This is a genomic window from Bacillus sp. BC05(2025) (assembly GCF_056725905.1).
In genome coordinates, this window is record NZ_JBWYRA010000001.1 from 982212 (window position 1) to 996149 (window position 13938).

A 13938-nucleotide genomic window follows, 5' to 3' on the forward strand; every position below is an offset into this window, starting at 1 on the left:
TATTTACATTACAATTATTATTTCAATGGACTATACTCTATTTCCATTTCTAATATTACTGTGTTTTTTAGCATATCCAAAATATATAACTACACCTATTATTACCCATACTACAAAACTAATTATAGTAACCTGAGAGAGGTTCAAAGCTAAATATATACAACTCACTATTGAAACGATCGGTAAAAAAGGTACTAGCGGCGCACGGAATGGCCTTTTCATATTAGGATGTGTCTTTCTTAATACAATAACAGCTATAGATACAAAAACAAATGCTGTTATCGTTCCCATATTCACTAAATTAGCTAATAAATTCAAATCCACTAATCCTGCTAATAAAGCTGTAATAATACCTGTAACCCATGTATTAAAAAATGGAGTTTGTAAACGTTTATGTACACTTGAAAGTCTTTTTGGTAACAACCCATCTCGACTCATCGAGTAAGATACACGAACAAATGCAAACATAGCTACTAACAGAACTGTTGTTAACCCCGCTATCGCTCCCACCGATAACAATCCAGCAATTCTATCTTCTCCCACAATACGCAATGCATATGCAACTGGATCAGCGACATTCAACTCCGTAAACGGAACCATTCCAGTTAATACGAATGAAACACCTACGTATAGAATGGTACAAATGAATAATGAAACAAGTAGCCCAATTGGCACATTACGTTGTGGACGCTTCACTTCCTCTGCAGCTGTTGCAACTGCATCAAATCCTAAAAAAGCAAAAAATACAGTAGCAGCGCCTCCTACTACACCATGAAAACCAAAAGGTAGAAATGGTTGCCAATTCTCTGGTTTTACATATTGTGTCCCTACAACAATAAACCCTACAATAACAGCCAGTTTAATAATAACCATTATATTATTTATTCGTGCACTTTCTTTTGCACCACGACTTAATAACAATGTAACAACTAAAATAATAAGGACTGCTGGTAAATCAATAATTCCACCCTTTCCCATACCAGGTGCCGAAGCAAAGATTGTAGGGATGTGAATATTAAACCCTAGTAACAATGACTGAAAATACGCTGACCATCCTGCAGCTACTGCAGAAGTCGCTAATAAGTACTCCAACATAACGCACCAACCGACTATAAATGCAAAAATCTCACCTAGTGTCATATATGTATATGAATATACACTTCCCGAAACTGGAACTGTAGAAGCAAATTCAGCATAACAGAAAGCTACACACGCACATACAATTGCCGCTAATATAAACGATAATACAATGGCTGGTCCAGCATGTTTCGCTGCTACAATACCTGTTAATACGAAGATCCCTGTACCAATAATTGCTCCAATCCCTAAAAGAGTTAAGTCAATTGCACCTAAAGTTTGATTCAATACTTTTTTCTTTTCTTCATCCATTGTTTTCTTTATTAAAAGACTCATTCATTGAAACCTCTTTTTCAAGTTTATCTCTTACTTATTACAATCTTTATTACTGTTCTGTTTAGAAAATAAAAATATACATGATTCACTCCCCATCAACTTAATAATTCAACGAAAGACTGAAAAATCAATCTTTTTAAACTGTAGTAAATTTTAAAGCAATTAATTCAGCAACACACTACTAAGAATGCTGATTGAATTTATCATACAATTAATTATATTGTCAACAATATAATTAATTAAACACTTACGGTTAATTATGTATCAAATGTTATTTTTAAACATAATTATTTTCTTGAAAACATTGTTCTTTCTCATCTTTATATTTATATTCATTTTTTTATATTGATTTTTATACATTTTTCATTATATGAAATTCTAGAAACATCATCGAACCTTCAATTGAATTATTATTTTAAAATAACAATTCAATTGAAGGTTCGAAACCATTTTAAAGCAAATAAAAAGTGCAGATTTTCATCTGCACTTTTTTTATTCTTCCACTTCAGCTTCTGCACTATTATTTTCAAGATATTCCTTCTGAACCTCTTCTTGTAGTTCAGCTGAAATCATTCCATAATAAATTTCTGGATACAATCCAAATATTTGATATACACTTCCTAAAAACGGCATCGGAATCCCTCTTTTCTAAAGTTGTATTGCCACTTTTAAGGATTCCCTATTCATTCATTATACATTCGTTTTTGACGTTTCCTCTTCATCATGAACGCTTAATAAATTTTGCCACTTTTTATAAGGAGCACTATTTGGATCTACATATCCTTTCGCGTACGAACGATCCCACAATTGTTTAATAAACATCTCTTTCTCTTTCTTTGCAACCATATCGGCGCCTGTACCGTAATAGTTTTGGAAATATAACTCAATTTCATCAAGGAATAGCCTTAGTAATTCATCAGAAGTTTCTTCTAACGTTGGGTCATATTTCGCTTCACGGTCATACATTAAAATCATATCTAATATATTATGGACATGCTCTTTACGAAGCCATCTAATATCTTGAGCGCCTAATACAAACGGATGTGTATATAAATGTCCACCTTGTATCATTGCCTTTTCTTGTTCTTCTTCAAATCTGGACAAGATGTTTTCATAAATAAATGGGTTATGAAGCAATGCTCTGTGTAATTTATAACTTTCGCTTGAAATATTTTTCCCCATCGATTGAATTAAGAAGCTACGTCCAACGCCGTTATATTGATATACAAACTGGCCATCAACAGCAACTAAACTAATCCAGCGATACATATACGCGTATAGAAGAGCGCGATTACATTTATCGTAATCTAACTTCGTTTGTGTTGCATTTAAGTCTGGCATAAATGCTGGTAAGTGCCAATACTTATCTAAATGCGGCGTTAAACTAGATTTTTTACTATTCAACTTGTTTACACGGCGATAGTACGACTGAAAATAATCACCTTTATCATTCATAAATCCATTTGCAATATGTCCAGACGAAAGCTTTGGAAAGTCTTGCAACGATAAACCGTAATGTGCACGATAGCAAATGACTTCAAATGGCGAGAAAGCTTCATGTACTGTATCCTTTTCTTTAAACATTTCTTGCACTAATTCCTCTTGCAGTTCTTTCTTTAATGATGGATGTATACCCCAATATTGTAATTCCCTATGATGTGAAACTTTCGGCACGAATGGACTTGCTAAATGGAACAAGTCTTCAATTTTTTCACGTACATATTCATCACGATCACGCTTCTTATAATCCGCTTCTTTTCTTAGTGCTTCAACGATGTTCAGCTCTAATTTATCGCGATAGCGTATTTGTAATTCATCGTAGCAGTAACTTAGTATGTGCTCACGATAAAAGTCTTCTACCTTTTTCGATTGAATCTCTTCCGTTTTCGCATCCCGGCAATATTCCCCGTATAAACTCATATAAATTTCTGCTGATATATCTTTCGGTAATACTCCTAAATTTAAATGTTGTTGCATATCTTGCCATATCTTTTCTTGCAACTTCTCTTCCGCTAATACGTATACATTCGTTGGGTTTGTTTTCCCTTCAAATTCCTTGCTTCGTTTTTGAATTTCGAACAATAAATTTTCACGTGTTTCGTGTAAGTTGTCAAAAAATCTTTCCCAATATTGAATCATTTTATTAACCGCTTGATATAGCGATTGATACACGAGTTCTAATAGCATTTCTTTACGATACTCGTTTAATTTGTGTACGTACTGCGTTACAATATCTTCAAATTCTTTTTTAAACAAACGCTGCTGATTATTAATCATTTTTCCAAACCAGCCTTGTTGCTGCGCGATTTCTACTCGGCGCACAGCTGTTACCGTTCCATCAATATTACTCACATTAAATTTCTTATCGTAGTTTTGAATTAAATTGCGCTTTTGTTCATTATTTTCATGTAGGCGATTCATTTTCTCGACTAACTGCTTTCGAATTTCATACAACATAAAACGAGCTGATACTGGATGAACAGGATCTGTTTTCTTTAAAAACCATGTATTTAATTGATATGACTGTCCCTCAGAACCACTTGGTGAAAAACGGTCTGATTCAATCATGTCATATAAAAGTGTCGTTACATGTTCATGTACACGGCTCGGAATCGCATACGCATATAAACGAACCGCATGATCCACCCTTGCTACTTCACCTTTCATTTGTTCCATCATTTTCAGTTTCGCAGCTGAAATTTTACACTCATGCTGTAGACGATTTAATTCCTCATCTTTTTGCACCGTACGCTGTACATAACTTTCTACAGCTTCTAAAAATAGTTTAGATTTCGCAACACCGACCTTACCACCTTCTGCTCCTTCACGCGTTTCATTATACATTTGTCTATAGAAAATATGAGCCTGTTCTGGACGAGTAGCAAGATGTTCTAAGTCTTCTAAATAACTTTTGCCACGCTCTGGCTTTTCACGTTGCATACCACGTTTTACATCTTGATCGTATCTTTGTTTCTTCTCTTGAAACAGTTGATCTAAGTGAAGCCACGATTCATCTAAACCTTGCACAGCCCATTTTAAAGCACAATATTTTAACACGTGCTCATACGGATAAATAATCTTTGCCGTTCCTGCCCCACAATATCGCCCTTTCCCGCTCGATTCTGCTAATTGTTGAATTTGATTATCTTCCTGTGCAAAATGGTTTGCAGACATCGGACTAAATAACTGTAAATAAATCGTATTGGCCATTTGCTCCATATAATCTGATAAATTATACAGATGGTGTCCATGTAAATTTTCGTAATCGTATAAGAAACAATAATTGTACGGTAAATGATGTTGTTTAATCGTATGATTCGTTCTTCCGTCTTCATCTACTTGATCAGGTCGATACTCTAATTCAATCGTCACGCCACCGCGCTTTGATAATTCTCCAGTAGAGCCGAGTGTAATAGCATGTAATTCTTTTAACGATGCATAGCCGTTTGCTTGCACCGTTTCAAACTCCTTCGCACTAACCGTTCTCGTCTTCACTAACACGTCCGGCATTAGAAACGCCCCGCGTATTAAAATGTTGTGATGTTGCAGTTTTTTCCGAAGCATTTCACGTAAATATAATGCAATTTGCAGAAACATCCCTGAACCTGTTCCGCCCGCTAGTGATGTTACGATAATGACACGCACTCCATATTCCGTTTGATCGCTTGTAACGGGAAAAATCTTTTCAATTTCTTGCCAAAAGGACGTCAATTTATCTTCTTTCATCGCAGCACGTAACGCTAAACGGGAAATAACACGTAACTGTCCTGCCCCTTCTGTCAGTGGTTTATCAAGTATTGTCGGGTCCATCGGAAACCACTCTGGAATCGTTGGATCTCCCGCAATATACTCTCTTGGCGTTTTACTCGAACTCGTTTGTGTTTTAAACTTTCGAATATGGTCAAATTTACTCAATGTATTCACATCTGTATCAAATACGTGCATTGCTACCTTTTTCCGGCGCTCCTCAGGTAGTCTTTCATATATTTGATGTGTTACAGTACTACCGATTCCACCTAAACCAATTAATATCGTTGGAACTTGTAACGTCATGTGAACCACCTTCCTATTCTTGCTTGTTTGAGAAAAGGAGAGAGAAAGCTAAAACCCTCCCTCTTCATCGTATCTACTATTCACACTCGTACCTGTAAATTTCTTTACCGTATCCTCTATCAATTACTAAAAGTTCATTTGGATATAGCGTCTTATGTTCCATTCCAACCTCATCCTCTGTTATAAACATCCCATCAATAATCATTCCTACTACTTGTGACTCTTTCGCTACAAATATCGATTTCGACCCTTTCTTTGCTATAAACGTAACGGATTGTACTGTCTTCCTTTCCGCTCTAAACGGAATGCCAAAATAATGTTTCCACCATTTATTTTTAAGTAATTCTGGCTCAGATTGATATAGCCAATCTTTCGCTACTTCTTGATCCCATTCGTAATACAATAGTGCCTTCCGGTGAAATCTTGGACGGACAATCCATCCTAAAACGATTATCCCTACTATTAACAGTAATAAAGTGATAGGAATAACAAACTTAAAAATAAGCGCATATTTTTCATAAAACGGTGCATTTTGAATATGAAGTGATATTTTTTTCTTTACTTCTTGTAATTTTGAATCTTGCACTACGATGGTAGCTTCTACGGTGCCAGTATCTGTGAAATTGAATGTGTCGGAGTAATGAGGGCGAGGATAAATATAAATTTGATTACCATGTTGTTTTATTTCATAGTTGATTGATTGTTTAGATGTGACACCAGTAGATTTTAATAGTTTCTTTACAGCCTCTTCTGTCATCGGCTTACCATCTAACTGTGGTTGTATAATAAACGGTTTACTATTCTCTAAATTTGTTACTTTTTCTTCATAATCTTTCGTAATCGTTTGTAGTGATAATTTTGGTCTTTCCGCTACTTCGATTTTAAATTCTTTCGTCTGTCTGTAAAATCCCTTTATGTTCATATGAACTTTCCCACGTACTAAACCTTTATCAACCTTCATTTCGTAGTAAAATACATGTTTTTTATCGTCCCATTTCATCGGGTACTGTTTTCCGTCTATTTCTACTTCTGCCTGAAAATAGGAAGATTGAATTGGTAATTCCGTAGGCTGCGCTTCAATAACAGCAGTAACACCTTCGTACATTTCTTCCACATTTTTTTGACTACTATCCTCTTTGTCATAAGTAGAAACGGTATAGTTAAGCGCCGGTTCAACTAGCACTTGTAATCCTTCTTTCTCAATATCGCGATCCACTTCTATCGTATATGTTCCTGGTTTAATAACTTCCTCATTTTCCGTACTGATATGAACTATATTTCCGAATAATTTCGCTTCTCCTGGTGCATGTATGGAATAAGAAGATTGTAATTGTAACGGTTTAGAAATTTGTGTGACCTGATAATTAGACAAAGAAGGCCATTGTCGTACAAGCGTCATACGTTTTAACGGAAATGGTGTTGTAATCTCTACTTTTTTTCCTACTACTTTCGTTTTTACAATCGATTCAACGGAAGAGAACGGATCACGATTTGCAACTAATGCTGCCACTTGATTGACGCTTTTTACAATACCATCCTCTCCACTAGATGGCATCGTAACTCCATTTATCTCTTTCTTCCATATTTCTTTAAACGTATTTAGTTGTGCCTTTTCTTGCGGTCCTAAATCCTCTTCCATCGTAATTAAAATTGGATGTAACGATATCTTTTTTGCATCCATATCCTTCTTAAACTGCGCTAGCTTCTGCAAAATTTGTTCTTTTCCGCCAACCTTATCTTTCTCTAAATCATTAAATGCCCCGTCAGTTAAGACAATAAGCCAAAATTCACGTTTTCCATCTATATCTGCTTCCTTTTTTATAGATTGCATCGCCGTTTCTACTGCGCTAAACGGAGTATTTAAATACGTTTTCCATGCTCCAATTCCCTCAATTTCTGTTTGTCTCTTATCCTTTGTTAACGAAATGTTTAAAGGATCATTCGGCTTGCTCATTGGAACATAAGAAAATTTATCTTTTTCATCTAATAGCGCAACTAAACTTTGCAAAGCGTAATTGGCATATTTCCAGCGATCGTTATTTCTCATGCTGCCTGAATCATCATATACAAGTGAAACGACCCTTTCTTTTGCCTCCTCTCCTTTTGCAAAAGTCCAAAAAGGATGTAACCATATAAATAGAAACAACATGAATGTGGCACAAATTCGAATTTTCATGATGAGGCTTCGCCACCTTTGTAGACAAATTCCTATGTTTAAATTTATGAAAGGATACAAGATATATGACTTGTATTTTAGGACAACGAACACAGCATAACTTTATTATGTAAACAGTTATACACACTGAATATGATTCCTTCTAGCGTTTTCTATCCGATACTATAAGTAAAAAAGTCTGTTTAAGCTCTACACTTAAAACAGACTTTTCCTACTTTTTATATTGAAAACAAATAACAAAAAGTTTGATTTTGAACTAACACATCACTTCAATTGTAAATCCACCAGGTGCTTCCACATAAAACGTATACGCATGTGCATGCTTAGGAGGTTCGACCAAAAATCCATCCTCCTTCAACCTTTGATTCATCTTATTTACTTGTTCTTCACTTTCTTGAGGAAACCCTACATGAAATGTTTTCGGATAATGTACGTCTTTTCCTTTCATTAACGTTAATATAAACCCATCGTTATCACGCATAACCGCAAAGCCATTTCCCCTTGCCCCGCTACAAGTTAAACCAAAATATTTTTCTAAAAACTCTCTAGTAGCTGCTACATCTGAAACTGTTAAATTAAGATGTTTAATTTTCAAACCATCACCATCTTTCTTAATTTTCTAACATTTTATCATATAAATAAAAAACACGCCTTCACAGCGTGTTTTATTGCTTCACATACACTTCAACAATTGGATTATCTTTATGATCCGCATGTAAGCGGATATTCTCTTCACTTGTACTATAAATGCTAGCTAATAACATAATCGTTAACACGTTAGGAGTTTTTGCATCGCTCCCGTATTTCCTTTCCAGCGCTTCCTTATATTCAAAATCCAAATCCCCCTGCACATATGTATACAATTCAAAACCGTCTTCTAAATTGCAAACTACTGTATCAATAATATCCGCTCCTACTTGCTTCTTCATTTCCTCTCGCAACGCTTCAATAAATTCTTCCCACGGTACTTCGTATGTCTGAAACTGATCTGTAGATTTCATGACTTTTCCTCCTTATATATCCTCTTACTATATTTCCCCTTTCCTATAACAATTATGATACATAGGACATTCGTACAAGCCGCACTTGTCCCCTTTACATATCGTATTACTGTAATGGGGAAGGAGGAATGAATATGCATAGACAAAAATGTTACGATACGTGCCGACGTTATTTCGGCAAAGTCGTTCGCATTGAAGATCGTGATGGTCGCATTCATTTAGGAAAAATAATTGATGTGACAAAAAGCTCTGTATGGATTGAACCAGTGCAACAGCGCTCATCTTTTGATACAGGTTTTGGATACTATGACGCATATGCAAACGGTGGTTGTGACCTTTGTGGTGGCCTTAGCAGATGTGATAGTTGCGGATTTGGTTGTGGTGGATTCAGCGGCTGTGGATGTGGCGGTCGTGGTTGCAGTAGTTGTGGTGGCAGCGGCTGGGGTGGCGGCGGTTGTGGATGGGGTGTTGAACTCGGATTTGGTTTCATCTTCGGAATTACATTAGCTGCATTATTTTTCATTTAACATAGTAAAGAGTTGACTACCTTTAGCCAACTCTTTACCTTTATTTTTCACATATAAAAATACGATGTCCTAAAATATGTTGGTACATAAGTCGTACATTTTCATGCTGTACCCATGCCTCATACAATTCATTTGGAATATGCGAGGATACATTCCATTCTGGCTCTTCTATATAGCCCGAAATCGTTTCTGCAATTGTACCACCGCCAGCAATTGTAATTCTTTTAAAGTTTGCTTTCTGAAATAATTGTACCCACTCGCTCTCAGTTAATAGTTCTTTCATCCCGTATAATTGAGCGATTTTTTCTTCCTCTCCCTTATCAATGTGCCTATCAACAATCATTTCAATGACAACAAGCTTACCGTCTTTCTGTAGTACACGATAGCACTCCGAAATAACCTTTTCTTTCTCTGTAAAAGCGAGTATCGATTCTCCGAGTACGAACTCAAATGAGTCATGCAAACATGGTAATTGCTCTACACTTCCTTCAATTAATTGAATATCTATTCCTTCAAACGACCATCTATCTTTCGCCTTTTGAATCATAATCTCATTCTTTTCAACCGCCGTTACTTTATAACCACATTCTTTTGTCATATACGCCGCTGTTTTCCCCGTACCGCAGCCGATTTCAAGGACATTTGCTCCATATCTAAAAGGCAATTGTGCTAACAGTTGTTTTGTTAACGTAAAACCACCAGGATGAGCACTCCCTATTCCATAATAAGCTAGGAAATCGATGTATGTGTTTCGTTTCATAAAATTCTCCTTTAAATTTTCTATAATACATATATTCACCCATCCATAATTAGTGCACATAAAAAAGCATTCCCAAGTGCGATACCGCAACTTGAAAATGCCCTTCTCTTTTTTATTTCTCTTCAATATACGCCCATTTAAAGCTATATTCCGGACTAATATTATGTTTCACAATTCCCTTTACATTCGGTTTCATAACATATGATTTAGCACTTTGATATAAAGGTACGAGCGCTACATCTTCCTCAAGTAATAATTTCTCTGCCTTACCTAACTCTGTCCAACGTTTTTTTGCATCAGCCATCCATTCTGTCTTACTTTTAGTAATAATGTCATCATATTTTGAATTTGAGTAGCTCATCTGGTTTTGCGAATTTTTTGTTTCAAACATATCAAGATATGTCATTGGATCTGCATAATCTGGATTCCAGCCACCATATGAAAAATCATAATCTTGGTCTGATTCTAATTTTAGTTTTTGTTTAAATGGTTGCAACTTAATATTTACTGTCACGCCTTTCAAATTCTTTTCAACTTGATCTTTTACATACTCCCCAACTTTTTTCGCATTACCAGTATCATAATTTAACAGTTCAATTGTTACTTGATCTTTTCCAAGTTCTTTTTTCGCTTCTTCCCATGCTGCTGCTGCCTTTTTAGAATCTTGTTTTAAACCATTCTTGAACGTTTCTGCGAAATCTTTACCGTCTGGTCCACTTGCTAAACCTTTTGGTACTAAGTAATCGACTGGTTTTGAACCATCATTTAAAATGACATTCGTTAAAGCTTTCTTATCAATTGATAATGCGATTGCTTCACGTAATTTTTTACTCTTTAGAGGTGTATCTTGCCCACCACGTTTTTGATTTAGACGTAAGTAAAACGTACTTGTTTCCGAATAGGCCCCAAACTCTTCTTTATTGTTTCTATACTTATCCACGAATTCACCTGATAATAGTGCGAAATCAATTGCACCTGTATCAAATAAGTTTACTCTTGTAGCTACTTCTTTTACTACACTATAGTTGATTTCATCTAGTTTTACAGTCTTTTTATCCCAGTATTGATCATTTTTCTTTAATTTCCAGCCTTGCTCATGTTTCCAGTCTGTAAGCACAAATGGACCATTATACAGTGTTGTATCAGACTCTAAACCGAATTTATTTCCTTTTTCTTTTACGAACTTTTCATTTAATGGATAGTATGACGCAAATGCCATTAAGTTCAAGAAATATGGTACAGGTCTTTCTAGTTCTACTTCAAGCGTATAATCATCTACCGCTTTTACACCTAATGTCGAAACTTCTCCTTTTCCTTGATTAATCGCTTCTGCATTTTTAAGATAGTAAGCAATAAATGCATACTCAGCAGCTGTTTTTGGATCTACTAGACGTTGCCATGCAAATACGAAATCTTTCGCTGTTACAGGATCACCATTTGACCATTTTGCATCTTTCCGTAATTTAAATGTATATTTTTTGCCATCCTCGCTTTTTGTGCTAGATTCCGCTACAGCTGGGATTGGCTTATTATCTTTATCTAATCGATATAAACCTTCCATTGTATTCCCTAAAATTTGTGAGCCAAGTGTATCTGTATTTTTTGAAGTATCCATCGTCGGAATTTCATTCGTTTCTGTACGATTTAGCACTTGCTTTGCCGCATATTTAATATCAGATTTCTTCTCTTCTCCACCATTATTAGATGTCGTTGTCGTTTTCTTCTCCCCACCTGAAGATCCAGAACACGCTGTTAACGCCATACTCATCGCTAAAACTGGTGCTACAACCGCCGTAAACTTTTTCATCTTTTTCTTCATTCTTGTACCCTCCCCAATTTATATGTACGAAACTAACTTTGAGAGATTTCCAATTTAAATTATCAGAAAATTATTACTAATTATTATTCTACTAATTTTTCTTGGAATGTAAAGTATTTTTAAAAATATTCATAATAATTAATTTATTTACTTCAATAACAATCTATTACTACTATACGAATTCTCCCCCATCTACTATATGTAAGTACCACTTTTCTTATTCTTCTCTATCTATTTAAATTTAATTGGATAGCAAAAGAGCGTTTTAAAAAATAAATAATATATTTTTCAAACGCTCTTTTTTCTTATTTCCCTTCCGTTACATACGCCCACTTAAAGCTATATTCTGGACTAATATTGTGTTTCACAATTCCTTTAACAGTCGGTTTCATTACATACGCTCTTCCTGTTTGATATAAAGGAACTAGCCCAGCATCTTCTTCAAGGAATAGTTTTTCAGCTTTTCCTAACGTTTCCCAACGTTTCTTCGCATCACCCATTAATTCATTACCTGCTTTTTGTACCATTTCGTCGTATTTTGCATTTGAATAACTCATTTGGTTATATGGACTCTTCGATTCAAACATATCAATAAATGTCATTGGATCCGCATAGTCTGGACTCCAACCTGCATAAGAAATTTCATAATCTTGTGCAGTCTCTAATTTTAATTTTTGTTTGAACGGCTGAATTTTTGTATTAATTGTTACACCTTTTAAATTTTTCTCAATTTGATCTTTAACATAATCAGCAATCTTTTTCGCAGTTCCATCATCATAGCTTAGTAATTCAATTGTAACTTGATCTTTTCCAAGTTCTTTTTTCGCTGCTTCCCAAGCTGCTGCACCTTTTTTCGGATCATATTTCAGGCCATTTTTAAATGTATCTTGGTAATCTTTACCGTCTGGTCCTGTCGCAAGTCCTTTTGGTACTAATTGATCTGTTGCTTTTGAACCGTTATTTAAAATAACATTTGCTAAACCTTTTTTATCAACTGATAATGCGATTGCTTCACGTAGTTTTTTGCTCTTTAACGGTGTATCTTGTCCGTTACGCTTTTGATTTAAACGTAAGAAGAATGTACTTGCTTCTGAATACTCACCGTACTCATCTTTGTTCGATTTATATTTATCTACAAATTCTCCTGATAGCAGTGTGAAATCAATTGATCCTGTATCATATAAGTTTACTTTCGTCGCAACTTCTTTTACTACACTATAGTTGATTTCTTCCAATTTCACAGTCTTCTTATCCCAATACTTATCATTTTTCTTTAGCTGCCATCCTTGTTCATGTTTCCATGAAGACATCACGAACGGTCCATTATACACCGTTGTATCTGCTTCTAAACCATACTTATCGCCTTTTTCTTTTACGAATTTTTCATTTAACGGATAGTATGACGGGAATGCTAGTAAATTCAAGAAATATGGTACTGGTTTTTCTAATTCGACTTCTAGTGTATAATCATCTACTGCTTTTGCCCCCAAATCTGTTAGAGGTTTTTCACCCTTATTAATTGCTTCTGCGTTTTTAATATAGTAAGCAATAAATGCGTATTCTGACGCTGTGTTTTTATCAAGTAAGCGCTGCCATGCAAATACGAAATCTTTCGCTGTTACAGGATCACCATTCGACCATTTTGCATCTTTACGTAATTTAAATGTATATTTTTTGCCATCCTCGCTTTTCGTACTAGATTCTGCAGCAGCTGGGATTGGCTTATTATCTTTATCAAGACGATATAATCCTTCCATCGTGTTCCCTAAAATTTGTGACCCTAACGTATCAGTAGATTTAGAAGTATCCATCGTCGGAATTTCTTGATTCTCTGTACGATTTAATACTTGTTTTGCTGCGTATTTAATTTCGGATTTGTTCTCTTCCCCACCACCATTAGACGTCGTAGTTGTTTTCTTCTCCCCACCTGATCCAGAACACGCTGTCAACGCCATACTCATCGCTAAAACTGGCGCTACAACCGCCGTGAACTTTTTCATCTTTTTCTTCATTTTTGTACCCTCCCCAATTATATGTACGAAACTAATTTTGAGAGATTTTCTAATAAATATTTATCAGAAAATTCTTATTAATTAATATTCTACTAACTTTTCTATTTTTGTAAAGTTATTTTTTAAAATATTTAGAAAATTTATTTTACTTAACGATAGTAACATTCTATTTTCTAT

The 13938-nt window shown here is 35.1% G+C and carries 10 protein-coding genes; 1 reads left to right on the top strand and 9 read right to left on the bottom strand.

What is annotated here, in order from left to right:
• Positions 1 to 30: 30 nt before the first annotated feature.
• The 6 genes from bcaP to ACZ76X_RS05160 form a co-directional block, all read right to left on the bottom strand.
• Positions 31 to 1413 carry a branched-chain amino acid transporter BcaP gene (bcaP, locus tag ACZ76X_RS05135; RefSeq protein ID WP_479849781.1) on the bottom strand — a complete coding sequence of 461 codons (1383 nt, stop codon included), beginning with the start codon at positions 1411 to 1413 and terminating at the stop codon, positions 31 to 33.
• Between the two features lie 492 nt (positions 1414 to 1905).
• Positions 1906 to 2046 (bottom strand): phosphonate ABC transporter permease, encoded by a 141-nt coding sequence (locus ACZ76X_RS05140; RefSeq protein ID WP_479849782.1) that lies wholly within the window; start codon positions 2044 to 2046, stop codon positions 1906 to 1908.
• A 57-nt stretch (positions 2047 to 2103) separates the two neighbouring features.
• Positions 2104 to 5466, bottom strand: coding sequence for a tubulin-like doman-containing protein (locus tag ACZ76X_RS05145; protein ID WP_479849783.1), 3363 nt, complete (start codon positions 5464 to 5466; stop codon positions 2104 to 2106).
• A gap of 76 nt (positions 5467 to 5542) precedes the next feature.
• Positions 5543 to 7642, bottom strand: coding sequence for a vWA domain-containing protein (locus ACZ76X_RS05150; protein ID WP_479849784.1), 2100 nt, complete (start codon positions 7640 to 7642; stop codon positions 5543 to 5545).
• A gap of 256 nt (positions 7643 to 7898) precedes the next feature.
• Positions 7899 to 8237 (bottom strand): VOC family protein, encoded by a 339-nt coding sequence (locus tag ACZ76X_RS05155; RefSeq protein WP_098346135.1) that lies wholly within the window; start codon positions 8235 to 8237, stop codon positions 7899 to 7901.
• A gap of 70 nt (positions 8238 to 8307) precedes the next feature.
• A complete protein-coding gene (locus ACZ76X_RS05160) occupies positions 8308 to 8643 on the bottom strand; it encodes a hypothetical protein (protein ID WP_479849785.1) in 336 nt (111 codons plus the stop codon).
• 134 nt (positions 8644 to 8777) lie between these two features.
• Here ACZ76X_RS05160 and ACZ76X_RS05165 point away from each other — a divergent pair, with 134 nt between their 5' ends.
• Positions 8778 to 9170: a hypothetical protein gene (locus ACZ76X_RS05165; RefSeq protein WP_479849786.1), complete on the top strand. Its 393-nt coding sequence runs from the start codon at positions 8778 to 8780 to the stop codon at positions 9168 to 9170.
• Between the two features lie 40 nt (positions 9171 to 9210).
• On the opposite strand, the gene ACZ76X_RS05170 is transcribed toward ACZ76X_RS05165, so the two are convergent.
• From ACZ76X_RS05170 to ACZ76X_RS05180, 3 genes are all read right to left on the bottom strand, one after another.
• Positions 9211 to 9930 carry a class I SAM-dependent methyltransferase gene (locus ACZ76X_RS05170; RefSeq protein WP_479849787.1) on the bottom strand — a complete coding sequence of 240 codons (720 nt, stop codon included), beginning with the start codon at positions 9928 to 9930 and terminating at the stop codon, positions 9211 to 9213.
• Between the two features lie 112 nt (positions 9931 to 10042).
• Positions 10043 to 11749 carry a peptide ABC transporter substrate-binding protein gene (locus tag ACZ76X_RS05175; RefSeq protein ID WP_061657327.1) on the bottom strand — a complete coding sequence of 569 codons (1707 nt, stop codon included), beginning with the start codon at positions 11747 to 11749 and terminating at the stop codon, positions 10043 to 10045.
• Positions 11750 to 12054: 305 nt separating this feature from the next.
• Positions 12055 to 13761, bottom strand: a complete 1707-nt coding sequence (locus ACZ76X_RS05180) for a peptide ABC transporter substrate-binding protein (protein ID WP_098604007.1) — start codon at positions 13759 to 13761, stop codon at positions 12055 to 12057.
• Positions 13762 to 13938 lie beyond the last annotated feature (177 nt).

Bases quoted from the DNA above. Each gene is read 5' to 3' on its own strand.
- bcaP (WP_479849781.1), bottom strand. From the start codon at position 1,413: ATGAGTCTTTTAATAAAGAAAACAATGGATGAAGAAAAGAAAAAAGTA.
- ACZ76X_RS05140 (WP_479849782.1), bottom strand. From the start codon at position 2,046: ATGCCGTTTTTAGGAAGTGTATATCAAATATTTGGATTGTATCCAGAA.
- ACZ76X_RS05145 (WP_479849783.1), bottom strand. From the start codon at position 5,466: ATGACGTTACAAGTTCCAACGATATTAATTGGTTTAGGTGGAATCGGT.
- ACZ76X_RS05150 (WP_479849784.1), bottom strand. From the start codon at position 7,642: ATGAAAATTCGAATTTGTGCCACATTCATGTTGTTTCTATTTATATGG.
- ACZ76X_RS05160 (WP_479849785.1), bottom strand. From the start codon at position 8,643: ATGAAATCTACAGATCAGTTTCAGACATACGAAGTACCGTGGGAAGAA.
- ACZ76X_RS05165 (WP_479849786.1), top strand. From the start codon at position 8,778: ATGCATAGACAAAAATGTTACGATACGTGCCGACGTTATTTCGGCAAA.
- ACZ76X_RS05170 (WP_479849787.1), bottom strand. From the start codon at position 9,930: ATGAAACGAAACACATACATCGATTTCCTAGCTTATTATGGAATAGGG.
- ACZ76X_RS05175 (WP_061657327.1), bottom strand. From the start codon at position 11,749: ATGAAGAAAAAGATGAAAAAGTTTACGGCGGTTGTAGCACCAGTTTTA.
- ACZ76X_RS05180 (WP_098604007.1), bottom strand. From the start codon at position 13,761: ATGAAGAAAAAGATGAAAAAGTTCACGGCGGTTGTAGCGCCAGTTTTA.